Source organism: Roseateles paludis (assembly GCF_039872745.1).
In the GTDB taxonomy this organism is placed as follows: domain Bacteria; phylum Pseudomonadota; class Gammaproteobacteria; order Burkholderiales; family Burkholderiaceae_C; genus Pelomonas; species Pelomonas paludis.
Window position 1 is genome coordinate 488883 of the sequence record NZ_JBDPZD010000003.1, and the last position, 23752, is coordinate 512634.

At 68.3% G+C, this 23752-nt stretch carries 21 protein-coding genes; 11 read left to right on the plus strand and 10 right to left on the minus strand.

Annotated elements, in window-relative coordinates; genetic code table 11:
• Position 1: 1 nt before the first annotated feature.
• The 5 genes from ABDJ85_RS13465 to mutL form a co-directional block, all read right to left on the minus strand.
• Positions 2-1147 carry an FIST signal transduction protein gene (locus tag ABDJ85_RS13465; protein WP_347705296.1) on the minus strand — a complete coding sequence of 382 codons (1146 nt, stop codon included), beginning with the start codon at positions 1145-1147 and terminating at the stop codon, positions 2-4.
• Positions 1148-1227: 80 nt separating this feature from the next.
• Positions 1228-3021, minus strand: coding sequence for an ABC transporter transmembrane domain-containing protein (locus tag ABDJ85_RS13470; protein WP_347705297.1), 1794 nt, complete (start codon positions 3019-3021; stop codon positions 1228-1230).
• A 21-nt stretch (positions 3022-3042) separates the two neighbouring features.
• Positions 3043-3987, minus strand: coding sequence for a tRNA (adenosine(37)-N6)-dimethylallyltransferase MiaA (miaA, locus tag ABDJ85_RS13475; RefSeq protein WP_347705298.1), 945 nt, complete (start codon positions 3985-3987; stop codon positions 3043-3045).
• A gap of 18 nt (positions 3988-4005) precedes the next feature.
• The gene (locus tag ABDJ85_RS13480; protein ID WP_347705299.1) at positions 4006-4839 is read right to left on the minus strand and encodes a pseudouridine synthase; all 834 of its coding nucleotides are present in this window, start codon (positions 4837-4839) and stop codon (positions 4006-4008) included.
• A 383-nt stretch (positions 4840-5222) separates the two neighbouring features.
• A complete protein-coding gene (gene mutL, locus ABDJ85_RS13485) occupies positions 5223-7112 on the minus strand; it encodes a DNA mismatch repair endonuclease MutL (RefSeq protein ID WP_347705300.1) in 1890 nt (629 codons plus the stop codon).
• Positions 7113-7146: 34 nt separating this feature from the next.
• On the opposite strand from mutL, the gene ABDJ85_RS13490 reads away from it, so the two are divergent.
• The gene (locus tag ABDJ85_RS13490) at positions 7147-7797 is read left to right on the plus strand and encodes a VTT domain-containing protein (protein ID WP_347705301.1); all 651 of its coding nucleotides are present in this window, start codon (positions 7147-7149) and stop codon (positions 7795-7797) included.
• Positions 7798-7808: 11 nt separating this feature from the next.
• On the opposite strand, the gene ABDJ85_RS13495 is transcribed toward ABDJ85_RS13490, so the two are convergent.
• Positions 7809-9212 carry an N-acetylmuramoyl-L-alanine amidase gene (locus tag ABDJ85_RS13495; RefSeq protein ID WP_430765544.1) on the minus strand — a complete coding sequence of 468 codons (1404 nt, stop codon included), beginning with the start codon at positions 9210-9212 and terminating at the stop codon, positions 7809-7811.
• Positions 9209-9658 (minus strand): tRNA (adenosine(37)-N6)-threonylcarbamoyltransferase complex ATPase subunit type 1 TsaE, encoded by a 450-nt coding sequence (gene tsaE, locus ABDJ85_RS13500; RefSeq protein ID WP_347705302.1) that lies wholly within the window; start codon positions 9656-9658, stop codon positions 9209-9211. The genes ABDJ85_RS13495 and tsaE overlap by 4 nt, the downstream gene beginning before the upstream one ends.
• 42 nt (positions 9659-9700) lie before the next feature.
• Between tsaE and queG the strand changes: the two genes are divergently transcribed.
• The 5 genes from queG (at position 9701) to ABDJ85_RS13525 (ending at position 15886) form a co-directional block, all read left to right on the plus strand.
• The gene (gene queG, locus ABDJ85_RS13505; protein WP_347705303.1) at positions 9701-10870 is read left to right on the plus strand and encodes a tRNA epoxyqueuosine(34) reductase QueG; all 1170 of its coding nucleotides are present in this window, start codon (positions 9701-9703) and stop codon (positions 10868-10870) included.
• Entirely contained in the window at positions 10867-11451 is a 585-nt protein-coding gene (locus ABDJ85_RS13510) for a chalcone isomerase family protein (protein ID WP_347705304.1), read from the plus strand. The genes queG and ABDJ85_RS13510 overlap by 4 nt, the downstream gene beginning before the upstream one ends.
• A gap of 77 nt (positions 11452-11528) precedes the next feature.
• Positions 11529-12503: a tripartite tricarboxylate transporter substrate binding protein BugE gene (locus tag ABDJ85_RS13515; RefSeq protein WP_347705305.1), complete on the plus strand. Its 975-nt coding sequence runs from the start codon at positions 11529-11531 to the stop codon at positions 12501-12503.
• Positions 12457-13383 (plus strand): site-specific tyrosine recombinase XerD, encoded by a 927-nt coding sequence (gene xerD / locus ABDJ85_RS13520; protein ID WP_347705306.1) that lies wholly within the window; start codon positions 12457-12459, stop codon positions 13381-13383. Before ABDJ85_RS13515 ends, xerD begins: the two co-directional genes overlap by 47 nt.
• Positions 13384-13519: 136 nt before the next feature.
• The gene (locus tag ABDJ85_RS13525; RefSeq protein ID WP_347705307.1) at positions 13520-15886 is read left to right on the plus strand and encodes a TonB-dependent receptor plug domain-containing protein; all 2367 of its coding nucleotides are present in this window, start codon (positions 13520-13522) and stop codon (positions 15884-15886) included.
• Between the two features lie 11 nt (positions 15887-15897).
• Here the strand turns inward: ABDJ85_RS13525 and ABDJ85_RS13530 are convergent, their stop codons facing one another.
• Positions 15898-16050, minus strand: a complete 153-nt coding sequence (locus ABDJ85_RS13530) for a hypothetical protein (protein ID WP_347705308.1) — start codon at positions 16048-16050, stop codon at positions 15898-15900.
• Between the two features lie 54 nt (positions 16051-16104).
• On the opposite strand from ABDJ85_RS13530, the gene ABDJ85_RS13535 reads away from it, so the two are divergent.
• From ABDJ85_RS13535 to ABDJ85_RS13555, 5 genes are all read left to right on the plus strand, one after another.
• Positions 16105-16707 (plus strand): MarC family protein, encoded by a 603-nt coding sequence (locus ABDJ85_RS13535; protein ID WP_347705309.1) that lies wholly within the window; start codon positions 16105-16107, stop codon positions 16705-16707.
• Positions 16708-17001: 294 nt separating this feature from the next.
• Positions 17002-18309, plus strand: a complete 1308-nt coding sequence (aceA, locus tag ABDJ85_RS13540) for an isocitrate lyase (protein ID WP_347705310.1) — start codon at positions 17002-17004, stop codon at positions 18307-18309.
• Between the two features lie 196 nt (positions 18310-18505).
• Positions 18506-19393 carry a hypothetical protein gene (locus ABDJ85_RS13545; RefSeq protein WP_347705311.1) on the plus strand — a complete coding sequence of 296 codons (888 nt, stop codon included), beginning with the start codon at positions 18506-18508 and terminating at the stop codon, positions 19391-19393.
• A 527-nt stretch (positions 19394-19920) separates the two neighbouring features.
• On the plus strand, positions 19921-21471 hold the full coding sequence (locus tag ABDJ85_RS13550) for a restriction endonuclease (RefSeq protein ID WP_347705312.1): 1551 nt from the start codon (positions 19921-19923) through the stop codon (positions 21469-21471).
• Between the two features lie 99 nt (positions 21472-21570).
• The gene (locus ABDJ85_RS13555) at positions 21571-21717 is read left to right on the plus strand and encodes a hypothetical protein (RefSeq protein WP_347705313.1); all 147 of its coding nucleotides are present in this window, start codon (positions 21571-21573) and stop codon (positions 21715-21717) included.
• A 3-nt stretch (positions 21718-21720) separates the two neighbouring features.
• Here ABDJ85_RS13555 and ABDJ85_RS13560 read toward each other — a convergent pair whose 3' ends face one another.
• Both ABDJ85_RS13560 and ABDJ85_RS13565 read right to left on the minus strand, forming a co-directional pair.
• Entirely contained in the window at positions 21721-22485 is a 765-nt protein-coding gene (locus tag ABDJ85_RS13560) for a LytR/AlgR family response regulator transcription factor (protein WP_347705314.1), read from the minus strand.
• The gene (locus ABDJ85_RS13565; protein ID WP_347705315.1) at positions 22482-23621 is read right to left on the minus strand and encodes a sensor histidine kinase; all 1140 of its coding nucleotides are present in this window, start codon (positions 23619-23621) and stop codon (positions 22482-22484) included. Before ABDJ85_RS13565 ends, ABDJ85_RS13560 begins: the two co-directional genes overlap by 4 nt.
• Between the last annotated feature and the right edge of the window lie 131 nt (positions 23622-23752).

A 23752-nucleotide genomic window follows, 5' to 3' on the forward strand; every position in this document is an offset into this window, starting at 1 on the left:
CTCAGCGTTCCCCGTAGGCGGTGACCGTCATGGTCTGGTTGTGCAGGGCGCAACTGCCGGGCGCACGGCCCGGGGCAATTTCGCCATAAGAGTAGAAGCCCACATGGACCGCATCGGCCGGCAGGCGGCTGGCCACGGCCTCGACCTCGTCGTCGGTGTGCTGGCCCAGCACGATGCGGCGCGCCACGCAGCTGACCGACACCGCCAGCGACGGCCCCTGCATGCCCTGCAGCGCCACGTCGGCCGCGCGGCCGGCGCTGTCCACCAGGCGTTCGGTGCTGCTGCGGGTCAGGCGGGCAAAGCCGCCCTCGGGCAGGTCGCCCGCAAAGGTGACCGACTGCGCGCCTTCGTCCACGCCCACCAGGGTGCGCACCACGCGCTGCTCGGGCGTGTCGGCGGCGCAAACGTCCAGCGGGAAGAGCATGCCCGTGCCCGGCAGGCCGGCGGCACGGTCGGCCAGGTAGGCCTTGTAGAGCTCCAGCGCGGGCTTGCCGTCCAGCTCGTAGAGCACATTGCCGGAGGAGCGGGTGATCTGCCGGCGGGGGCCAAAGTCCACCCAGCCGCCCTCGCTGGCCTGGCCAGTGACGAGGCGGTCGCCGTAGAGGCCGAGGGCCATGATGTGGCGCACGTGCACGCCGGCGCCGTCCAGCACCCAGGTGCGCTTGAAGCGTTCGGCATCGCCCGCCAAGCCGCCGGTGACGAGCACGCCCGCCGGCAGGGCCGCGTGCAGCGCGCGCACCAGGGTCGAGCCATTGACGCAGACGCCGTCCGACAGCACGAAGACCGCACGCAAGGCCTGGCCCCCTTCGGGCCGTATCAGTGCCGCAGCCAGACGCTCGCCGGCCGCCGCGGTGTCGGCCGGGGCCGAGAGCAAGGTGCGCGCCACGCGCAGCCGCGTGTGCTCGAACTGCGCCACGGCGACGCAGATGCTGTCGTCATGCACGGCATCGCCAGCAATCTCGCCGGCTGTGGAGCAGCCCATCACCACCGATTGCGGGAAGGCCGCGCTCAGTTGCTTGAGGGCGGGCGCGTCGGGCGGTGTGTCGGGGGATGCAAAGGCCAGCACCCAGGTGGCAGCCCCATCCAGCTCGGATGGCAGCGGTGTCGACCAAGACCCCGCCTGATGCTGCACGGCTTGAACTCGCATGAGGAAATTCTCAAGGAGGCCGGCGGTCACCGTTGGTCACGATTTCACAGTGGCCCCGGAGCGGCGGGCCACTGGCGGTACTAGTCCACGGAAACCCCAAACTGCATCGCGGCCAGCCGGGCGTAGAGCCCACCACGCGCCACCAGTTCCTCATGGCGCCCCACGTCCACCACGCGGCCATGGTCCAGCACCACGATGCGGTCGGCCCGCTGGATGGTGGCCAGCCGGTGGGCGATGACGAGGGTGGTGCGGTCCTTCATCGCGGCCTCCAGGGCGGCCTGGACGACGCGCTCGCTTTCGGCATCGAGTGCGCTGGTGGCTTCGTCCAGCAAGAGCAGCGGCGGGTTCTTGAGCATGGCCCGCGCGATGCTGATGCGCTGGCGCTGACCGCCCGAGAGGCGCAGGCCGCGCTCACCCAGAAAGCTGTCATAGCCCTCGGGCAGCGCACGGATGAAATCATCGGCAAAGGCCGCGCGGGCGGCGGCCTTCACCTCGTCATCGGTGGCGTCGGGGCGGCCATAGCGGATGTTGTCCATGGCGCTGGCCGAGAAGATCACGCTGTCCTGCGGCACCAGGCCGACGGCGCCGCGCAGGTCTGCGAGGGCCAGGTCTTGCACGGGCACGCCGTTGAGCCGGATGCAGCCCTGCTGCGCGTCATAAAAGCGCAGCAGCAACTGGAAGACCGTGGTCTTGCCGGCGCCGCTGGGGCCCACCAGGGCCACGGTCTCGCCCGGGTGCACTTGCAGGTCAAAGCCATCCAGGGCCGGGCGCTGCGGGCGCGAGGGGTAGTTGAAGCGGATGCTCTCGAAGCTGACCTCGCTGCCGCCGCTGCGTTGCGGCAGGGCTTGGGGCGCTGCGGGCTCCGCCACGGGCGACTCGGCCTCCATCAGCTCGATCAGTCGCTCGGTGGCGCCGGCGGCGCGCAGCACGTCACCCCAGACCTCGGCCAACACGGCCACGCTGCCCACCAGCAGGGTCACGTAGACGACGGTCTGCCCCAGGTGGCCGGCTGAGACCTTGCCGGCGATGACGGCCTGAGTGCCCTGGTAAAGGCCCCAGAGCAGGGCGCCGAAAGTGGCCGTGATGATGAAGGCCACCAGGAAGGAGCGCACCCCGGTGCGCTTGCGGGCGGTGTCGAAGGCGGCCTCGCTGGCGGCGGCAAAGCGCCGGCTCTCGGTGCCTTCCTGGGTGTAGCTCTGCACCACGCTGACGGCGTTCAGCACCTCGGCAGCGATGGCCGAGGTGTCGGCCACGCGGTCCTGGCTGGCGCGCGAGAGCTTGCGCACGCGGCGCCCAAAGTACAGGGCCGGCATCACCACCAGCAGCAATATGCCCAGCACCTGGCCCATCACATAGGGGTTGGTCACGACCAGCATCACCAGCGCGCCCACGCCCATCACGGTGTTGCGCAGGCCGAGCGACAGGCTGGAGCCCACCACTGCCTGGACCAGGGTCGTGTCCGTCGTGATGCGCGACAGCACCTCGCCGGTCTGAGTGGTCTCGAAGAACTCGGGGCTCTGGCGCAGCACGTGGGCGTAGACGGCGTTGCGCAGGTCGGCGGTCACGCGCTCGCCCAGCCAGGTCACCACATAAAAGCGCAGCGCCGAAAACACGCCCAGCGCGGCACCCACGCCGAACATGGCCAGGAAGTGCTCGCGCAAGCTCACCAGGCGCTCGCCGGTGCCACCGGGGCCCATGCCGGCGTCGATCAAGCCGCGCAGCGCCATCGGGAAGGCCAGGGTCGCCAGCGCGGCCAGGGTCAGGAACAGCCCGGCCAGCGCGATGCGGCCACGGTAGGGCTTTAGAAAGGGCGCCAGGCCCGACAGGGAGCGCGCACGCTTGCCGGGCTGGCGTGCAATGGTTTCTTTGGGCATCGAGCCAGTGTAGGTGGCGACCTACACAAGCAGTCGATGCAGGCCTGCCAGCAGCTCGGCCACCGGCTGCTTGCCGTCGCAGGGCACGATGCGCCGTTCGGGCATGCTGCGCAGCCAGGTGATCTGGCGCTTGGCCAGTTGGCGGGTGGCGGCCAGGCCGCGTTCGTAGACCTCGACGGCGATGCGGTCGTCGTCCTTGACGCCGAGGTGCTTGTCCTCCAGCGCTTCCCAGATCTGGCGGTAGCCGACGCAGCGCATCGAGGGCAGCTGCAGGCTCAGGTCGCCACGCTCGCGCAGGCGGCGCACCTCGGTCACAAAGCCCTGGTCCAGCATCTGCTTGAATCGCAGCGCCAGGCGGTGGTGCAGCCAGTCGCGGTCTTGCGGCTCCAGGCTGAAGAGCGGCCAGTCCACGCCCTCGCTGCGCTCGGCGTGCAGGGCGCTCATCGGCTGGCCGGTGAGGCGGATGACCTCCAGCGCGCGCTGGATGCGTTGGCTGTCAGCAGGCGCCAGGCGCGCGGCGGTGACGGGGTCGAGCTTGGCGAGGTCGGCGTGCAGCGCGGGCCAACCGCGCACCGCCGCGTCGGCGTCGATCTCGGCGCGCAGCTCGGGGTCGGCCTGGGGCATGGCCGAGAGGCCAACGAACAAGGCCTTGAAGTACAGCATGGTGCCACCCACCAGCAAGGGCAGGCGCCCGCGTGCCTGGATCTCCTTGACCAGGGTCTGGGTCTGGCGGACGAACTCGGCGGCCGAGTAGCTCTCGCTTGGGTCCAGGATGTCGATCAGGTGGTGCGGCACCTTGGCCAGCTCTTCGCGGCTGGGCTTGGCGGTGCCGATGTCCATGCCCCGGTAGACGAGGGCGGAGTCGACGCTGATGATCTCCAGCGGCACGAATTCGGCAATGGCCAGGGCGGCGGCGGTCTTGCCAGAGCCCGTGGGGCCAGCGAGGCAGATCGGAGTGAGGTTCATGGACGGGGTACTGCTACTTCAGAAAGATTCCCAGGGCGACAGGTAACGCCACTGGCCCAGGGGGAGTTGACCCAGCGGGATGCGGCCAATGCGCACGCGCTTGAGGCCCACCACCTTCAGGCCGACCTGTTCACACATGCGGCGGATCTGCCGCTTGCGCCCCTCCCGGAGGACAACGCGCAACTGCTGCTCGTTCTGCCAGCTGACCCGTGCGGGCCGCAGCGGCTGGTCATCCAGCCACAGGCCATGGTTGAGCAAGGCCAGGTCCTCGGGCGCCAGCAGTTGGCTGGGCAACAGGCCCTCAGGGGCGGGCGGCTGGCCAGGGCGGCCGATGTACTCGACCCGCACCAGGTACTCCTTCTCGACGTCCGAGTCGTCGCCGATCAGGGCCTTGGCGATGCGGCCGTCCTGGGTCAGCACCAAAAGGCCGGTGGAGTCGATGTCGAGCCGCCCGGCAGGCGCCAGGCCACGGCGCTGGCCCGGGTGGGGCTGCAGCTTGGACGGATCGCCCGTCCAGTGGTTCTCGGGCGTCACCAGCACCACGGCGGGTTCGTAGCCGTCCTCGGCCTGGCCGGACACATAGCCGATGGGCTTGTTCAGCAGGATGGTCACGCGCTCGGCCTGCTGCTGGCGTGCGGCGGGGTCGATCTCGATGCAGGCGTCGGGCCCGACGCGCTGACCCAGCACGGCCATCTTTCCGTCCACCTTGACCCAGCCCGCCTCGATCCATTCATCGGCCTCACGGCGTGAGGCGAGCTTGAGTTCACTCAGGCGCTTGGACAGGCGCTCGCCTTGCTCGGAGGGCTGGGCGGAAGGCCCTGGGCGGCCGCGCGGCGGGGCCGGCGTGCGCATGGGGGCGCGAGGCGCAGCGCCCATGGGCTCTTGGGGCCCACGGCGGCTATCTGGGCGGTTGTTAGGGCGCGCATCGGGGCGGAACTGCCCTGGGGCAGGTGGACGCGTCGGAGGTCGGCCGGGTGCCGCCCCACGGGGTGGTGCTGGCGGCGGCTCAGCCGGGCCCCAACGTTCGGCTGCGCGGGCCGCACGTTCAGCGGCGCGCTGCTCACGTTCGGCCTGGGCTTGCGCGAGGGTCGGCCGAGGCTTGCTGACGCCTTTGCCGCGCACCGGTGTGCGGTCACCTCGGGTGGGCGTAGGGGCGCCGGGCGCCTTGGGTTTGAGCTTGATCTGGGCCATGGGACTTCAGCCTCTTGTTAGACGATGTGGGGGCAGGGCGAGCGTCATCGTCCACGTAAAAAGAGGGCATCCAGCTCGCGCATGCTGAGCTGGCGCCAGGTGGGGCGGCCGTGGTTGCATTGGTCGGCGCGTTCGGTTTGTTCCATGTCGCGCAGCAGGGCGTTCATCTCGTCCAGCGTCAGCTGGCGGTTGGCGCGCACCGCGCCATGGCAGGCCATGGTGGCCAGGATCTCGTGCTGCGCCCGCTCGATGGCCTGGCTGGCGTCGAACTGGCTCAGCTCGGCCAGCAGCTCGCGGGTCAGGGCGACGAGGTCGTCGGCCGCCAGCAAGGCCGGGCGTGAGCGCACGGCCAAGGTCCGGCTGGACAGCGGCGCCACGTCCAGCCCCAGGCGCAGCAGGGAGGCGGCATGGCTTTCGGCGGCCGCCACTTCCTCGGCCGTGGCTGCAAAGCTGACCGGGATCAGCAGCGGCTGGCATTCAATCGCGCTGCCGGCGAGACGCGCCTTCAGCCGCTCGTAGACCACGCGTTCATGCGCCGCATGCATGTCCACAACGACCAGGCCCTGGGCGTTCTCGGCCAGGATGTAGACGCCCTGGATCTGCGCGATGGCGCGGCCCAGCGGCCAATCGCCGGCGGGCAGCGGCGTGGCCGTAGCCTGAGGCACGAAGGCGGCGATGCTCGGGGCGGACTCGGGCGCCGCCACGGGCGCGGCGGGGCTGTAAAGGGCGCGGACCTGCTCCAACGCCAGGCCCACCTGCTGGGGCGACGCCGGCGCGGGGGCTGCCCAGGCGCTGTAGCTCGGGCGCGGCTCCTGGGCCTGCATGGTGGGCGGCGCCGTCACCGCGGGCTCGGCAGCGCTGCTGCGGGAGCTGGCCAGCGCATCCACAAAGGCATGGCGCACGCGCTGGTGCACCTCGCGGCCATCGCGGAAACGAACCTCGATCTTGGTCGGGTGGACGTTCACGTCCACCCGCTCGGGGTCGATCTCGATGAAGAGCACATAGCAGGGCTGGCGCTGGCCGTGCAGCACGTCCTCGTAGGCCGAGCGCACGGCGTGGGCGATCAGCTTGTCGCGCACATAGCGGCCGTTGACGTAGACGTACTGCATGTCAGCCCGGCTGCGTGCCGCCTCGGGCAGGCCGGCGCGGCCCGACACGGCCAAGGGGCCCGCACTGTGCTCGAAGGCGCGGCTCTCGGTGATGAAGTCAGCCCCCAGCACATCGGACAGCCGCTGCTCGCTGGAGGCGGCGCGCCATTGGTCCACGAGCTTGCCCTCGTGCCAGATGGCAAAGCCCACATCGGGGCGCGCCAACGCATGGCGGCGCACGGCCTCGACGCAATGGGCCAGCTCGGTGGCATCGGTCTTCAAGAACTTGCGGCGGGCGGGCGTCGAGAAGAACAGCTCGCGCACCTCAACGCTGGTGCCGCGCGCACGGGCCGCCGCTTGCAGCTCGCCACTGCGGGCGTCGATACGGTGGGCGTGGGCCGCACCTTCCGCGCGGCTGGCCAGCAGCATCTCGGACACCGAGGCGATGGCCGCCAGCGCCTCACCCCGGAAGCCCATGGTGGCCACCGACTCCAGATCGGTCAGGCTGGCGATCTTGCTGGTGGCGTGGCGCTTGAGGGCCAGGGGCAGTTGCTCGGCCGGGATGCCGCAGCCGTCGTCTTCGACCACGATGCTGCGCACGCCGCCGGCCATCAGCTTGACCTGGATCTGCCGGGCGCCGGCATCGAGGGCGTTGTCTACTAGCTCGCGCACCACCGAGGCGGGGCGCTCGACCACCTCACCGGCGGCGATCTGGCTGATGAGTTCGTCCGGCAGCTCGCGGATCGCCCGGCGCGCGCGCGCTTCAACGCCGAGCACTGCGGCCGCTGCCGGCTCAAGCTCGGACGGCTCCGCAGATGCTGCGGCCAGGGGCTGGGGGGAATCCATGGCCGTCATTATCCCTGCCCATAATCGCGCCCTCATGGAAGCGTTTACCTCGTTCATCCCCTGGCTGCTGGACTTTGTCCTGCACGTCGACAAGCACCTGTTCGCCTTCGTGCAGGCCTATGGCACCTGGGTCTACGCCCTGTTGTTCCTGATCATCTTTGTCGAGACCGGCGTGGTGGTGATGCCCTTCCTGCCGGGTGACTCACTGCTCTTCGTCGTCGGCGCGATGTGCGGCGTGGGCTTGATGGACTACACGCTGTCCATCAGCCTGCTCACGGCGGCGGCCATCGCGGGGAACCAGAGCAATTACGCGCTGGGGCGGCACTTCGGCCCCCGGGTGTTCAAGTGGGAGCAATCGCGTTTCTTCAACAAGGCGGCCTTCCTGAAGGCGCATGACTTTTACGAGCGCTACGGCGGCATCACGCTCGTGGCCGCGCGCTTCATGCCGTTCCTGCGCACCTTCGCGCCCTTTGTGGCTGGCGTTGCGCAAATGACGCGCCGCAAGTTCACCTTCTTCGACGTGGTGGGCGGCGTGCTCTGGGTGGTGGGCATCGTCACCATCGGCTATCTGTTCGGCAACGTGCCCTGGGTCAAGACCCATCTCGACAAGATCATCTGGGCCATGATCTTGATCCCCGGCCTGGTGATCATTGCCGGGGCGCTGAAAGCCAAGTTCAAGCGCTGATCAGGCGCCGATCAAGCAGTTGGCGTGCGACGTCTGGGCAGTGGCGGGTTCTTGGCGAAGTAGCGCGCAATGCCCGTGGCCAACGCGTTGACCAGGCGGTCCTGGTAGGCCGGGTCGCGCAGGCGGTCTTCCTCGTCGGGGTTGGAGATGAAGGCCGTCTCCACCAGGATGCTCGGGATGTCCGGCGCCTTGAGCACGGCAAAGCCGGCTTGCTCTACACGCGACTTGTGCAGCCGGCCCACGCGGCCGATCTGGCCCAGCACCTCGCTGCCGAGCTTGAGGCTGTCCTTGATCTGGGCGGTGGTGCTCATGTCGAGCAGGGCGCGCAGCACGGCGGCGTCCTTGTCCTTGATGCCCACGTTCACGCCGCCCACCAGGTCGGCGGCGTTCTCCTTGTCCGCCAGCCAGCGGGCGGCCGCGCTGGTGGCTGCGCCGTCGGACAGCACAAAGACCGAGGCCCCGCGTGCCTGCGGCGTCACAAAGGCGTCTGCGTGGATGGAGACGAACAGGTCGGCCTGCACGCGCCGCGCCTTGCGCACGCGCTCGTGAAGGGGTACGAAGAAGTCGTCGTCGCGCGTCATCAGCACGCGGATGTTGGCGTTGGTGGAGAGCTTGTCGCGCAGCTTGCGGGCCACGGCCAGCACCACGTCCTTCTCGCGCAGGCCGCTGGGGCCGATGGCGCCAGGGTCCTCGCCGCCATGGCCGGGGTCGAGGGCGATGACGATCAGGCTGTTGAGGGATTCGAGCGAGGGCGTCGTGTCGGCCGACGCCGCAGGTGCCGGCGGGGAAGGGCGCGCAGCAGACGGAGACGGCGAGGGCACCGGGCCTTGCTGGCGTTCGATCTTGCCGATCAGCTCTCCCAGCGCATCGTTCATGGCTTGGGCGGCCTGGTCGGCGGGCGTGCTGGGCTGGCTGGCTGCCGATGCCGCAGCGGGTGCTGCCGCAGGCAGCGACTTCTCACGGGCGCGCACCAGGGCGGCAACCGGGTCGTTCTCGACCTTGGGGTAGAGGTCGAACACCAGGCGGTGCTGGTAGGGCGAGACCGGCGCGAGCGAGAAGATCTGCGGCGCCACGGGCTGCTTCAGGTCGAGCACGATGCGCACGACGGTGGGCGTGTTCTGGCCCACACGCACGCCGGCGATGAAGGGGTCGTCAGCGCGGACCTTGCCCAGCAGCTCGCGCAGGTTGGGGTTGAGCTCCAGGCCTTCGACGTCGATCACCAGGCGGTCGGGCGTTTCGACCAGGAAGTGCTTGGCCGCCAGGCGTTTGTCCGATTCGAGCGTGACGCGCGTGTAATCAAAGGCCGGCCAGACGCGCACCGCCACGATGTTGATGAGGCTGCCCGCCGCCAGCGTGTGCGGCGCTTGCAGCAGCAGGGCCAGCAGACCGAGGCCGTCCCGGCGCTTGATCGTCATGCCAGGGCCCTCACGAGCGCAGCCTTGCCGCGCGCCCGCACGCTGCGGCTGTCGTCATCGGCGATGTCCAGAAAGAGCTGCAGGTCGGCACGCGGCAGCACACCGGCGGCCTTCTCGGGCCACTCGCAGACCTTGAGGCCAGGCGCCGCGAACACGTCGCGAAAGCCGGCGTCTTCCCACTCGCGTGGGTCGTTGAAACGGTAGAAGTCGAAGTGGCTGGCGGTGCCACCCGAGGGGAGGGCGTAGGGCTCCATCACCGCATAGCTGGGGCTCTTGATGCGGCCGGCCACGCCCAAAGCCCGCAGCAGGTGGCGCACGAAGGTCGTCTTGCCGGCGCCCAGCGGGCCGTGCATCTCGATCACGGCATCGGGGTGCTCGCCCAGGGCCTGGGCGAGTTGCCGGGCACACTGCGCTGCTGCGGCCTCGTCGGCCCAGCGCAGCTGCATTTCTACAATTTCTTCAGGCAAACACGGTCCTTAAGTTCCCGAATGTCCGACGCTGACCAGCGATCTTCCAAGCACCCCCACGCCCCGCCCGACTTCAGCGCTTTGCTGGGTGAGCTGCGGGCCTGGGCCAGTGAGCTTGGATTTTCACAGATCGCCGTGGCTGACATCGACCTCCGCACCGCAGAGCCGGGCTTGCTCGCCTGGCTGGACGCGGGCTTTCACGGCAGCATGGACTACATGGCCGCCCACGGCCTCAAGCGCGCTCGGCCGGCCGAGCTGGTGCCGGGCACGCTGCGCGTCATCACCGCCCGCATGGACTACCTGCCCTCCGTCACGTTCGGCACGCCCGAGGGCTGGCAAGCCATCGAATGGCAGCGCCTCGCGCAGCCCACGCAAGGCCAGATCTCGGTCTACGCCCGGGGACGGGACTATCACAAGGTGCTGCGCGCGCGCCTGCAGCAGCTCGCGGACCGGTTGGCCCAGCGCATCGGCCCCTTTGGCTACCGCGCCTTCACCGATTCGGCCCCGGTGCTGGAGGTGGAGCTGGCCAGCCGCGCCGGCCTCGCCTGGCGCGGCAAGCACAGCCTGGCGCTGTCGCGCGATGCGGGCTCGATGTTCTTTCTGGGCGAGCTTTTCGTGGACCTGCCGCTGCCCGTCACGCCCGCCATTGAGCCGCACTGCGGCAGTTGCAGCGCCTGCCTGGACGTCTGCCCCACCCAGGCCATCGTGGCGCCCTACCGGGTGGATGCGCGGCGCTGCATCTCCTACCTAACCATCGAGCACGACGGCCCCATACCGCTGGAGCTGCGCCCCTTGCTGGGCAACCGCATCTACGGCTGCGACGACTGCCAACTGGCCTGCCCCTGGAACAAGTTTGCGCAAGCGGCCGTGCTGGCCGACTTTGATGCGCGCCCGGGTCTGGCGGGCGCCTCACTGCAAAGCTTGCTGGACTGGACCGAACCCGAATTCCTGCGCCGCACCGAGGGTTCGGCCATCCGGCGCATTGGCTTTCAGCGCTGGCAGCGCAACCTGGCCGTGGCGGCCGGCAATGCCCTGCACGCCGGCCACGCGCCCGAGCTGCGGCCGGTGCTGGAGGCCTTACTTCCGGCTGCCACGCCCCTGGTGGCCGAGCATTTGCGCTGGGCCCTGTCCACGCCCGGCGCCCTTGGCGCGTTGCAGGGCCGTCCTGCTGTTGATCCATCCTGCCCGTGAACCTCTCCCGCCGCCATCTGATCCTTGCTGTGAGCGCTGCTGCATTCGGCACTGCCCAGGCCGCCCGCTACGAAGGCCAGACCTTTGCCGACTCCCTGGCCCTGGGCGGCAGCCCCCTGGTGCTCAATGGCACGGGCAAGCGCCAGGTGGCCTGGCTCAAGGGCTATCTGGCCGCGCTCTACCTGACCCGCCGTGCCAACACGCCCGACGAGGCCTACCGCACGCCCGGCCCCAAGCGCATCGAGATGCGCATCCTCATCGAGGCCTCGACCATGGAGCTGGTCAAGGCCGTTGACAAAGGCATGGGCCGCAACTGCACCGAGCCCGAAAAGTTGGCCGTGGCCGAACGCCAGAAGCAGTTCACCACCGTGATCGCCTCGGTGGGCAAGGTGCGCAAGGGCGACCTGATCACCATCGACTACCTCCCTGAGCGTGGCACCGTGCTCACCATCAATGGCAAGGTCTGGGGCAGCACCATCCCGGGGGCGGACTTCTACACCGCCTTCATGAAGGTCTTCCTCGGCGAGAAGCCCAGCGATACCAAGCTGCGCGCCGGGCTCCTGGGGCAGGCGGTGGACTGATACGGGGAACTGCGCACGACGCTCGGCATGACGCGGCCCTAGGATGCTTGCTCAAACCTTGCACCTGGAGACCTGAAATGCTCGCTCGCCGTTCCTTCAGTCTTGTCTTCGCGCTGGCGGGCCTGTTGGCCTTGCCGCTGGCTCAGGCCCAGCCTTACCCCAACAAGCCAGTCAAGCTGGTGGTGCCTTTTGCCCCCGGCGGCACGACGGACATCATTGCCCGCGTGCTGGCCGAGCGCGTCCAGGCGGCGCTGGGCCAGACCCTGGTGGTTGAGAACCGCGCGGGCGGCGGCGGCGTGGTGGGTGCCACCGAGACCGTGCGCGCCACGCCCGACGGCTACAGCCTTGGTGTGGCCACGGTGTCCACCACGGCGGCCAACCCGGCCATCAACCCCAAGATCCCCTACAACCCGCTGACCGACTTCACGCCCATCATCAACATGGCGGCCACGCCGAACGTGATTGCCGTGCATCCCAGCTTCCCGGCGCGCGACTACGCGGGCTTCGTGGCCGAGCTCAAGAAGAACCCCGGCAAATACAGCTACTCCAGCTCGGGCACCGGCGGCATCGGCCACCTGCAGATGGAGCTGTACAAGAGCCTCTCTGGCGTCTTCGTGCTGCACATCCCCTACCGCGGCGCAGGCCCGGCGCTGACGGACACCGTGGCCGGCCAGGTCAACATGATTTTCGACAACCTGCCTTCGGCGCTGCCTTTCATCAAGGACGGGCGCCTGGTGCCCATCGTCGTGGCCGCGCCCACGCGTCTGGCGGTGCTGCCCAATGTGCCCACCTTCAAGGAGGTGGGGCTGGAGCCCGTGAACCGCATGGCCTTCTATGGCGTGCTGGGCCCCAAGGGCTTGCCCAAGGAGGTGGTGGACAAGGTCCACAGCGCCGTGCGCCAGACCCTGGCCCTGCCCGAGGTGAAGAAGCGCATCGAGGAAACTGGGTCCATCATCGTGGCCAACACGCCCGAACAGTTCACGGCCCAGATCGCGGCGGAGTTCGATGTCTACAAGAAAGTCGTCGCCACCCAAAAGCTCAAGCTCGACTAAGCCGAGCAGCGATCCCGGGCTGGAGGCCTTCATCGAGTCGCTCTGGCTGGAAGACGGCCTGAGCACCAACAGCCAGGCCGCCTACCGGCGCGACCTGGCCGGCCTGCTGGCCTCCATCCAGCCGCGCCCGCTTGACGCCTGCACCGAGACCGACCTGCTGGCCTACGCCGTGACGCACGCGGCCGGCAAGGCCACCAGCGCCAACCGGCGGCTGTCGGCCTTCAAGCGCTACTTCCGCTGGGCGCTGCGCGAGGGCCGCATCCAGGCCGACCCCACGCTCAAGCTCACGCCCGCGCGCCAGCCGCTGCGCGTCCCCAAGCTCATCACCGAGGCTCAGGTGGAGGCGCTGCTGCGCGCGCCGGACGTGGACACCCCCCTCGGCCTCCGGGACCGCGCGATGCTGGAGCTGCTCTATGCCTCGGGCCTGCGCGTGTCGGAGCTGGTGGGCTTGCGCAGCGTGCACGTGAGCCTGAAGGAGGGCGTGCTGCGCGTCACCGGCAAGGGCGCCAAGGAGCGCCTGGTGCCCTTTGGCGAGCATGCGAGCGAGTGGTTAGAGCGCTACCTGGCCGATGCGCGCCCGGCCATCCTGCAAGGGCAGGGCAGCGCGGACTTCTTCGTCACCGCGCGCGGCGCGGCCATGACGCGCCAGATGTTCTGGATCCTGATCAAGCGCTACGCGCTGCAGGCCGGCATCACCGCGCCGCTGTCGCCGCACACTTTGCGGCACGCCTTTGCCACGCACTTGCTCAACCACGGTGCCGACCTGCGCGTGGTGCAACTGCTGCTGGGCCATGCCGACCTGTCAACCACGCAGATCTACACCCACATCGCCCGCGAGCGCCTCAAGGCCGTGCACAAGATGCACCATCCCAGGGGCTGAAACCCCCTGCGCGGCGGGCCGCGCGTATCGATTGTTTCAATGGTTGGGATGAGGTCTCACGCAACAGCGGCGCGGACCTTGCTCTCTCACACTGACGTCATTCCGCTTCGTCAGTTCCCTTCAAGGAGAGAGTTCCATGTCCCCCAAGTTCCATGCCCTGATGTCCGCCGTGGCCCTGCTGGGCGCTGCCCAGGCTGCGCAAGCGGCCGACCCCGTGCAAAGCGTGGAGCGCGTGACCATCGTGGGCACCCGCAAGACCCTCACCGCCGCGTCCAGCACTGACACCGTCGTGCCCGTGGACCTCTATGACATGAGCCGCAGCACCGAGTCCGGCGGCCAGTTCGACCTGGCTCAGACGCTGCAATACCTGTCGCCCTCCTTCAACTCCACCCGCCAGACTGGCGCCGATGGTGCCGACCTGATCGACTCGGCGGCCTTGCGCGGCCTGGGCTCGGACCAGACCCTGGTGCTCGTCAACGGCAAACGCCGCCACACCGTGGCCTTGGTCAACCTGTTTGGCGCGCGCAACCGCGGCGCCACCGGCACCGACATGAACTCCCTGCCGCTGCTGGCCATCGACACCGTGCAGGTCCTGCGTGACGGCGCGGCCGCCCAGTACGGCTCTGACGCCATTGCCGGCGTCATCAACATCCAGCTCAAGAAGCGCGCCGGCTGCGAGGCCGTGACCGGCTTCGGGCAGTACTCGGCCGGCGACGGCAAGAACTACCTGGCCAGTGCCTACTGCGGCGTTTCGCTGGCGGGCGGCATGCTTGGCATCACCGGCGAGTGGCAGGACCGTGGCCGCTCCAACCGGGGCGGCGCCGACTTTGCGCCTCGCGTCATCGGCGACACGGCCGTCAAGAACAAGACGCTCTATCTGAACGGCGAGTTCCCGCTCTCCAGCGACGCCAAGGCGTACTTCGTCGCGGGTGCGCAGGACCGCGATGCCTCGTCCGTGGCCTGGGCGCGTGACGGTTCGTCCGACATCCCCACCCGCAACTCCGCCGCGATGTACCCCGACGGCTTTGCGCCCTTCATCAATGGCGACGTGGCTGACCGCTACCTCATCGTCGGCGCGCGCAGCGTGCTGGCCGGCTGGGATGTGGACGCTTCGCAGACCTATGGCAGCAACCGCATGCGCTACACCATCGCGCACACACTGAACGCGTCCATCGCCTACAAGGACCTGCTGGCCGGTGGCAAGGGCGTGAGCGCCAGCAGCTTCGATGCTGGGGGCTTTGCCTTCAAGCAGGCCACCACCAATCTGGACGTCAGCCGCTTCTTCCCCGAGCTGCTGGGCGGCAGCAACATCGCCTTCGGCGCCGAGGCGCGCCAGGAGCGCTACAGCATCACGGCCGGCGAGCCGGGCTCCTACATCGACGCCGATGGCGTGGGCTTTGGCGGTAACGCGGGCAGCCAGGGCTTCCCGGGCTTCCAGCCCAGCGACGAAACCCGCCGCAGCCGCCGCAGCCAGGCGCTCTATGCCGACTGGGAAGTGACGCCCACCTCGGCCCTGACGCTGGATGCCGCGCTGCGCGCCGAGCACTACAGCGACTTCGGCCGCACCACCACCGGCAAGCTGGCCGCCAGCTTCAAGGCCGCGCCGGGGCTGCTGCTGCGCGGGGCGGCCAGCACGGGCTTCCGCGCGCCCAGCCTGCAGCAGCTCTACTTCTCGTCCACCTTCACCGACTTCATCAACCAGCAGCCGCTGGACGTGGTGCTGGCCCCCAATGGCAGCAAGATCACCCAGGCCGCCGGCGTGCCCGCGTTGAAGCAGGAGAAGTCGCGCAACTTCACGCTCGGCTTCACCTGGAAGCCCAGCCGCAGCTTCGAGACCACGCTGGACCTGTATCAGATCCGGATCAAGGACCGCATCGTCCTGTCCGGCCGCTTTGACGACAGCAACTACCCGGCGCTCGGCGCCATCCTGCAGAGCCTGGGCGTGGGCCAGGCGCAGTTCTTCGTCAACTCGGTGGACACGCGCACCCAGGGGCTGGACCTGACGGCCGCGCACCGCAGCAGCATGGGCGCAGGCAAGCTGAACACCTTCCTGGCTCTCAACCTCAGCCGCACCACGGTCACCGGCGTGAACGCCCCCGCGATGCTGAAGGGCTATGAGGACGTGCTGCTGTCCGAGCGCGAGCGCCTGTTCATCGAACAAGGCGGCCCGCGCGCCAAGGCCACGCTCGGCTTCGAGTACAGCCAGGGCGTGTGGTCAGGCGATGTGAAGCTGATTCACTTCGGCAGCCAGACCCTGGGTACCTTCACCGGCACCGCCGGCGGCGAGCCCAATGCCTACTACAAGCCCAAGACCTCGGCCGACATGAGCGTCTCGTGGCAGGCCACGCCGGCCCTGCGCCTGACGGTGGGCGGCAACAACGTCTTCAACGTCAAGCCCACGCGCCAGAACGACCTGGAGACCGACAACGGCTTCCTCTACGACAGCGTGCAGTTCGGGCTCAACGGCGCGTCCTACTTCGCGCGGGCGCACTACCGCTTCTGACGCTGCCGGGCTTACTTCAGCTTCTTGGCTTCCTTGCCCTTGGGCATGACGGCGGTCATGGGCGCCACCGGCCGGTCGGAGCCGGCGGCCTTGCTGCTGCCGGTGTCGGCATCTTTCTTGGGCTTCTTGGTCATCTTGTTGCTGCGCTGTTCGCCCTTGGCCATGTCAGTCTCCACAGGTGATGAAAAGCACAACTATGCCAGTGACAATGGCCCGCCATGGACCATAGCTTCCTCTCGGCGCTCATCCTGTTGCTGTTGGTGCTGGACCCGTTCGGCAGCCTGCCCATCTTCATCCCGCTGATGCGGGCCGTGCCGCCCGAACGGCGCACGCGGGTGGCGCTGCGTGAGGTGGGCATCGCCTTTGGGGTGCTGCTGGCCTTCATGTTCTTGGGCGAAGGCTTCCTGCGGGTGATGCACCTGTCCGAGCGCTCGCTCGAAGTGGCGGGCGGCGTGATCTTGATGATCATTGCCATGCGCATGATCTTTGGCGGCGGCGGTGACTCGGCCTATGGCCTGGAAGAGGGCCGCGAGCCGGTCATCTTCCCGCTGGCCGTGCCGCTGCTGGCCGGCCCCTCGGCCATGGCCACCGTGCTGCTGCTGGCCTCGCGCCAGCCCGACCGCATTGGCGAGTGGATTGGGGCGCTGTCGGTGGCCATGCTGGTCTCGGGCACGGTGCTGCTGCTGGCCGACCGGATCCGCAAGTTGCTCGGAGACTCGGTCGTCACCGCGCTGGAGAAGCTGATGGGCCTGGTGCTCACGGCCATCGCGGTCGAGATGGTGCTGGCGGGGCTCAAGCGCTACTTCGTCGGCGGCGTTTGAGCCGGGCAGGGCGCCTGAGCTGAGCGGCAAACTCGCTTGCGCCGCCGGCCGTTTCCCACAATCTGGAATCGAGGTTTCGAATTACGAAACGGTTACATGCTGCGCTGCCGCAATATTTCTCATCATGGCAACTGCCTTGCCACGATCCGAAATGTGATAGCTAAGCCATTGATTGGCATGCAGAAAATATTCTGACGCCGCGCAACAGCCCGCCGCGCAGACGCTCAGGGCGAGTCCTAGTCTTGAGGCCAACGGTTTCGAGTTTTCGCAACTATCAGCCTCAAGGAGTAGGACATGACCGCGACCCCCCGCCTCACCCGTGAACAGCAGATCGCCGCCCTGGAGCGCGACTGGGCCACCAACCCCCGTTGGAAGGGCATCCAGCGCGGATACAGCGCCGCCGACGTGGTGCGCCTGCGTGGCTCGCTGCCCATCGAGCACACCTTGGCCAAGCGCGGCGCCGAGAAGCTCTGGCAGCTCGTCACCAACGAACCCTTCGTCAACGCGCTCGGCGCCCTGACCGGCAACCAGGCCATGCAGCAGGTCAAGGCCGGCCTGAAGGCTATTTATCTGTCTGGCTGGCAAGTGGCTGGAGACGCCAACAGCAATGGCGAGATGTACCCCGACCAGTCGCTCTACAGCGTGGACTCGGTGCCCAAAGTGGTTCGCAAGATCAACGCCACCTTCAAGCGCGCCGACGAGATCCAGTGGAGCGAAGGCAAGGACGACATTGATTTCTTCGCCCCCATCGTGGCCGATGCCGAGGCCGGCTTCGGCGGCGTGCTCAACGCCTTCGAGCTGATGAAGGCCATGATCGAAGCCGGCGCCGCAGGCGTCCACTTCGAAGACCAACTGGCCAGCGCCAAGAAGTGCGGTCACATGGGCGGCAAGGTGCTCGTCCCCACCCGCGAGGCCGTGGCCAAGCTCGTGGCCGCACGCCTGGCGGCCGACACCCTGGGCGTGCCCACCGTGCTGGTGGCTCGCACGGATGCCGAGGCGGGTGATCTCGTCACCGCCGATATCGACGACAACGACAAGCCCTTCTGCACCGGCGAGCGCACCGTCGAGGGCTTCTACCGCACCCGCAATGGCCTTGACCAAGCCGTCAGCCGCGGCCTGGCCTATGCGCCGTATGCCGACATGGTGTGGTGCGAAACCGGCAAGCCCGACCTGGCCTACGCCCGCGCCTTTGCCGAGGCCATCCACGCCAAGTTCCCCGGCAAGATGCTGGCCTACAACTGCTCGCCCAGCTTCAACTGGAAGAAGAACCTCGACGACGCCACCATCGCCAAGTTCCAGCGCGAGCTCGGCGCCATGGGCTACAAGTTCCAGTTCATCACGTTGGCCGGCTTCCACAGCCTCAACTACTCGATGTTCAACCTGGCCCACGGCTATGCGCGCAACAACATGAGCGCCTTCGTCGAGCTGCAGGAGGCCGAGTTCGCCGCCGCCGAGAAGGGCTTCACAGCCGTCAAGCACCAGCGCGAGGTCGGCACCGGCTACTTCGACGCCGTCACCACCACCATCGAAGCCCAGGCCTCCACCGCCGCGCTCAAAGGTTCCACGGAGGACGAACAGTTCTTCGAGAAAAAGGCGGCCTGACCCGGTCGCCGCTCCGGCCGCCTCCGCATCAGGAGGCATCGCCGCCCAGGGCCCGCAACAGCGGGCCCTTTTTGTTTGCTCGCCTGCAACCGCAGGCCCTTTTTGTTTTCTGGCCTGCAGCCGCCGGCCCAGTTTGATTGCCGTTCAGCTTTCCTTCAGCCGCTCCCCGCTACAACGGCAGCCACGGAGGTGCGTGATGCTGAACCTGGCTGACTGGAATCTTCAAGGCTTCAAACGCTGGCGCCTGGAGCGCGAGGCTGCGGCGCTCCGCGCCGAGGTGCGCGCCCTGTGCCCACCCGCCGCCGTCGCCGCCGAGGCCCTGCCCGAGAGCCTTCGGGCCAGTTGGGTGCAACACGCCCAGCAGGAATGCCCCGGCATCCGCACCGACCCCGCCGCCTGGGTGCTCACCAGCACCGCGCTCGCCCAGTTCTTTGAGTGCTGCCGCCTGCAGACCGACGGCCAAGCCTGCGGCCTGCCCAGCAAGGCCGCTGACATGCTGTGGCACGTGGCGCTTGCGTTCGAACCTGCAGCGCTGGACACCTGGCAACGCCAGTGCTTTGGCCAGGTCGTCGCACACCGCCCCAATGCCGAGCTGGGCTGCCCACCCGACGAGGCCATCGCCCGCACCTGGGTCTGGGCTTGCCGCAGCGAAGGCCGGCCCGCCACTGCCAGCGGCTTGCCCCTCTTGTTCGCCATCGACCAGCGCCTGCACACCCCCACCGGCTGGGCCTACGCCTACGACCCCAAGCGCTGCACCGTCGGCCACCGTGACCTGGACGCCCACGGGCGAGCCCAAGGCGCCGCCCACTACCAACCCGCCCTCGCACTCAGCGCGCTAGCCGCCGCCGGCCTCTTCACCGCCGCCGAGCAAGCCACCGCCACCAACGTGCTCGAAGCCCAAACCCAAAACGCCCTGCGCCGCGCCAAGGCGGATGCCAATGGCGCGGCCAGCGGTGGCGCCTGTGGAGGGTCTGGCACCAGCAGCTGCGGCGATGGCGGGGCCGCCTGTGGGGATGGCGGCGGCAGTGCCTCATGCGGTGGCGGTGCTAGTTGTGGGGGTGGTGGCTGCGGCGGTGGCTCCTAAAAGACCGGCCACCTTCTTGGCGGGGGTCATTGACCCGGGCATCAATTCGCTAGGCCTAGCGATCCTCGGAAAGGCGTGTTGCACCAAAGGCAGAGCGCCCAATCTAGCGTTGCTGGCCGGCGAATGAGTGACCCGAGTTCGGCGAGTTCCGTGACCCCTATTTGGTTAGCATGCGTGATGGTTGAAGCCACTCCTCAGCAATGGGTTATCTGATCGCAATCGTCGCCGGCCTAGCGTTGATTGGGGCCGTGATCGGTGGAGTTCTTGCCGTTTTGGCTTCGATCGCAAAGGGGGCCGCCGCGACCAAAAGTGAATTCGTTCTTTGGCTTGGGCGAAAGGGCCTTGGGGTCAGGGCGTTCATCCCCGAAGAGTTGGCAGAGAAACCCCAGGAGAAGGAACAGCCTCGCCGCGGATACAGAACTTGGACGCCCGAGCCCGCCGCTGAGTATCCGGAGCCACTGCCACCCAGGGATGTGGACGCTGCCGCGTTGAGGGCCTACGCCCCATAGGCGGCGATCCCGGAACCCATGCGTACGGTGGCGTTCAACGGTACCGTCGAGGGGGTGTTTCAGGGCGGGTTGCCTGAACCATCCCGGTCGATCGACATCGCCCGGGTGGGCGACCTTCTTGCGATTGATTCGAGCCCACCCTACCTGCCGCTGTTTGCATCGTTGGGGTCCCGGCCTGACTATCCCGTCGATACCCCGGAGCCGCCGCCGGACATCGCTCCTCTTCCCCATTGGACGCCGTGGCGACCGGCGTTCGGCGAGCCCGCCTTTGCGCCGCCGCATTACGGTCCGAAGTTGGCCTTCCTCAACCGGTTCGTCGATGCCGCCCACCGCGACGAGGTGGCGAAGGTGGCGGCCGCATTGGCCCGGCGAGAGTATTTGCTGGCCCTCTGCCTTAAACGGAATGCCGAGGTCGCGGCGCTGGCCGAGAAAGCCAAGGGGCTCTACGAGTCCGAAGCTGCAAAGCAAAGGGCGTCGCACGCGTTGCTGGCGCTCGATCACTCCAAGGCTAAGGCGGCCTTTGAAATGGCGTTCGTGGCCGAGCAGGAGCGACTTTCCAAGAGGAAGGCCTGGCTCGAGGCCCCCGGCGCGGAAGGCCTGCTGGCTCGGATCGAAGCGACCGTAAGGATGGTGCGAGTTCCTCACTTTGTCTCCCGTGAGGCCCAATCTAGGCTCGACGCGGACTCGGGAATCCTGATCCACGAGCACCGCTTCCCCGACCTTTCGGCCGTCGAGTGGACAAAGCAGGTGGAGCTCAGAGCAGGTGCCGCGACCAAGCCTGCCAACCAGAAGGAGAAGCGGGAGGCCGCGATGAAGGTCTACCCGGCCCTCTGCCTTCGGCTCGCTTGCGAACTGGCCCGCCTCGATATGGAGGGCCTCGTGAAGGCCATCGCGATCAACGGTTGGGCCGACTACACAGAGAAATCCACCGGTCATGCGAAGCGGGCGTATTGCGCGAGCCTGTTCGCCACGAAGGAGCAACTGACCGACCTGAACCTGCGTGCCCTCGATCCTTTCGCGGCGTTCAACTCCTTGAAGGGGATATGCGCCCGGTCCTTGGAGCTGACACCCATCGCCCCGATGATCCGTCTGGACACAAATGACAAGCGGTTCGTCGATGGCAAGGAGGTGCTCGGCAACATGGCCGACGGGGAGAACCTGGCCTCGATGGACTGGGAGGACTTCGAGCACCTCTGCCGTCAGTTGTTCGAGAAGGCGTTTGCGGCATCAGGGGCTGAAGTGAAGGTCACCCAAGCCAGCCGCGACCAAGGCGTCGACGCGATCATCTTCGACCCTGATCCGCTGCGTGGCGGCAAGATCGTCATTCAAGCGAAGCGCTACACCAACATCGTCGACGTCTCGGCAGTACGTGACCTCTACGGCACTGTGCATAACGAAGGAGCTATCAAAGGCATCCTCGTCACGACCAGTCACTATGGGCCGGATTCGTATGCGTTCGCCAAGGACAAGCCTTTAACTTTGCTGGACGGGCCTCAGTTGCTTGGACTGCTTGAACAGAATGGCTACAAGTTCCGGATCGACCTCGCCGAAGCTAAGCGGCGTCTGTGACTCCTGCCATGCAGCGCAGGTCGTAGGCCAGCGCGTGAATTGATTGGGCTGCCGTCGCCCGCCCTACGAATGCCCGCCACCCACCTCCTCACCCCCCGCATGGCCGGCATCCTCGACCGCATGCGGCGGGCCAATCGGCCCAGTTATCACTCGCTCAGCCCGCAGCAAGCGCGGCTGGCGTATCGGATGGGGGCGGAGATCCTGGACCTGCCGCGTGCGCCGTTGGCGCGGGGCACCCGCCGCTGAGGGTCAACTGACCCCGAGGCAAGCCCGCACCTGCGCAATGCGCCGCTCGCTCACCGGGACGCTGTCGCCGCAGCGCAGGGCCAGCTGGGGTTGGCGGTCGGCGGCTGTGAGCAGGCGCTGGGCTTGGTCGATGCGCACGATGGCGCAGCGGTGCACGCGCAAGAACTGCGCTGGGTCCAGGTGCTGCTCCAGCCGCTGCATCGGCACGCGGTGCAGCACGCTGCGCCCGGCCAGGTGCAACTGCACATAGTTGCCGGCGCCCTCGATCCAGTTCACCTCGGCCAGTGCGACGGTCTCGATCATGCCCACGGAGCGCACGGCCACTTGGGTCCAGTACGCCGGCTCGGGCGCGGCATAGCGGCGCAGCGACTCGGCATAGGTGGCGCGCTGGCGCAGGGTCAGCATTTGCGCCGCCCGCGCCAGCGCGGAGGCCAGTCGGGCGTCGTCAAAGGGCTTGAGCACGTAGTCGAGGGCATGCAGCTCGAAGGCCTCGATGGCATGTGCCTCGTAGGCCGTCACGAAGATGACCAGCGGCGGCTGTGGCTGGCCGGCCAACCCGCGCGCCAGGGCCAGCCCCGAGGCGCGTGGCATCTGGATGTCGAGAAACACCACGTCCACGGCGTGCTGGGCCAGGGCGCGCTCGGCGCTGGCCACGTCGGCGCACTCGGCCGCCACCTGCCAGTCGGGGTGGGCGCGCAAGGCCAGCCGCAGCGCGGTGCGCGCCGGGGCTTCGTCGTCGACGATGAGGGCCGTGATTGGGGTCGTCACGCCAGGGCCAGGCTTTCCGGGGCGCGTGCCGGCAACTGCAGACGCACCACGAAGTGCGTGCCGCCGGCTTCCACCTGCAGCGACGCGGCATCGCCGTACAGCAGCCGCAGTCGGCCCTCAGTGTTGCGCAGGCCGAGGCCGGTGCCTGGGTTGGGCGCAGCATCGTGGCCTGCGGGGTTGCTGATCTCCAGTGTCAGTTGGTCGCCGTCGCGCGTGCAGCGCAGCGTGATCTCGCTGGGGCCGTCATGCCGGTCCAGGTCGTGGCGCAGGGCGTTCTCCACCAGTGGCTGCAGCAGCAGCACCGGCAGCTCGCACATGCGCGTGGCGTCGTCGGCGCCCTCCACGCGCAGGCTCAGCCGGTCGCCGTAGCGCAGGCGCTGCAGCGCCAGGTAGCGCTCCACGAACTGCAGCTCCTCGTGCAGGCTCACCCAGTCGCGAGAGCCTGCCGCCAGCGCGTAGCGCAGCAGTTCGCTGAGCTTCTGGATGCCAGCAAGGGCCTGCGTCGACGCGGCATCGCGGATCAGCGCACTGACGGCGTTCAGCGCATTGAAGAGGAAGTGCGGCTCCAACTGGCCGCGCAGGGATTCCAGGCGCTGGTGTTCGAGCGACAGCTGTAGTTGCAGCACCTCCAGCTGGCTGCGCTGCAAGGCCCGCTCGCGCTGCTGCGACTGCCGCCAGGCATGGAAGGCCACGACCGTCACGCAAGTCCCGCTGGCCAGGGCCCATTGCAGGAACAGGTCGAAGCGCGGCGTGGCCAGCATGCGGCCCCACGATGCGGCGAGCGTCACGTCGCCGTCAGCGGCCCTCAGGTCCAGCGCGGCCTGGAACAGCAAGGCTGCGGGCAGGAACAGGACCACCACCACGGCGTAGCCGGTGAGCAGCACGCGGGCCTCGCCCAGCCAGTGCGGGCGCCACTGCAGGGCGGCAGAGATGGTGATGCTCAGCAGGATCAGCGGCACGCGCAGGGCCAGGCAGGGCAGCAGGATGGCGGCATAGGCCTGCGGGCCGGCGAGGCTGGCCTGGTCGGCGTAGCTGCCCGCCGCGCCAATTGCGCACAGGATCGTCCACGCCAGCACGTGCCGCGCCACCAGCAAGAGGCTGTCGCGCACGGTGGGCGTTGCGAGGTGAGGCGCCATGAGGCCGCGAAGTATGGCAGTGCGACCGGGCCGCAGGGGACCCGATCGGGGGCGGTTCGTCACGCGGTTCGGGGCGTTGGTCACTCCCTGTGCCCGGTCGGCGGCGGTGGTCGCGACGATGCGGGCGTTTC

What these genes read in the sequence shown, in the direction of transcription:
- ABDJ85_RS13465 (WP_347705296.1), bottom strand. Translation starts at nt 1,147, where the DNA reads ATGCGAGTTCAAGCCGTGCAGCATCAGGCGGGGTCTTGGTCGACACCG.
- ABDJ85_RS13470 (WP_347705297.1), bottom strand. Translation starts at nt 3,021, where the DNA reads ATGCCCAAAGAAACCATTGCACGCCAGCCCGGCAAGCGTGCGCGCTCC.
- miaA (WP_347705298.1), bottom strand. Translation starts at nt 3,987, where the DNA reads ATGAACCTCACTCCGATCTGCCTCGCTGGCCCCACGGGCTCTGGCAAG.
- ABDJ85_RS13480 (WP_347705299.1), bottom strand. Translation starts at nt 4,839, where the DNA reads ATGCGCACGCCGGCCCCGCCGCGCGGCCGCCCAGGGCCTTCCGCCCAG.
- mutL (WP_347705300.1), bottom strand. Translation starts at nt 7,112, where the DNA reads ATGGATTCCCCCCAGCCCCTGGCCGCAGCATCTGCGGAGCCGTCCGAG.
- ABDJ85_RS13490 (WP_347705301.1), top strand. Translation starts at nt 7,147, where the DNA reads ATGGAAGCGTTTACCTCGTTCATCCCCTGGCTGCTGGACTTTGTCCTG.
- ABDJ85_RS13495 (WP_430765544.1), bottom strand. Translation starts at nt 9,212, where the DNA reads ATGACGATCAAGCGCCGGGACGGCCTCGGTCTGCTGGCCCTGCTGCTG.
- tsaE (WP_347705302.1), bottom strand. Translation starts at nt 9,658, where the DNA reads ATGCAGCTGCGCTGGGCCGACGAGGCCGCAGCAGCGCAGTGTGCCCGG.
- queG (WP_347705303.1), top strand. Translation starts at nt 9,701, where the DNA reads ATGTCCGACGCTGACCAGCGATCTTCCAAGCACCCCCACGCCCCGCCC.
- ABDJ85_RS13515 (WP_347705305.1), top strand. Translation starts at nt 11,529, where the DNA reads ATGCTCGCTCGCCGTTCCTTCAGTCTTGTCTTCGCGCTGGCGGGCCTG.
- xerD (WP_347705306.1), top strand. Translation starts at nt 12,457, where the DNA reads ATGTCTACAAGAAAGTCGTCGCCACCCAAAAGCTCAAGCTCGACTAAG.
- ABDJ85_RS13525 (WP_347705307.1), top strand. Translation starts at nt 13,520, where the DNA reads ATGTCCCCCAAGTTCCATGCCCTGATGTCCGCCGTGGCCCTGCTGGGC.
- ABDJ85_RS13530 (WP_347705308.1), bottom strand. Translation starts at nt 16,050, where the DNA reads ATGGCCAAGGGCGAACAGCGCAGCAACAAGATGACCAAGAAGCCCAAG.
- ABDJ85_RS13535 (WP_347705309.1), top strand. Translation starts at nt 16,105, where the DNA reads ATGGACCATAGCTTCCTCTCGGCGCTCATCCTGTTGCTGTTGGTGCTG.
- aceA (WP_347705310.1), top strand. Translation starts at nt 17,002, where the DNA reads ATGACCGCGACCCCCCGCCTCACCCGTGAACAGCAGATCGCCGCCCTG.
- ABDJ85_RS13545 (WP_347705311.1), top strand. Translation starts at nt 18,506, where the DNA reads ATGCTGAACCTGGCTGACTGGAATCTTCAAGGCTTCAAACGCTGGCGC.
- ABDJ85_RS13550 (WP_347705312.1), top strand. Translation starts at nt 19,921, where the DNA reads ATGCGTACGGTGGCGTTCAACGGTACCGTCGAGGGGGTGTTTCAGGGC.
- ABDJ85_RS13555 (WP_347705313.1), top strand. Translation starts at nt 21,571, where the DNA reads ATGGCCGGCATCCTCGACCGCATGCGGCGGGCCAATCGGCCCAGTTAT.
- ABDJ85_RS13565 (WP_347705315.1), bottom strand. Translation starts at nt 23,621, where the DNA reads ATGGCGCCTCACCTCGCAACGCCCACCGTGCGCGACAGCCTCTTGCTG.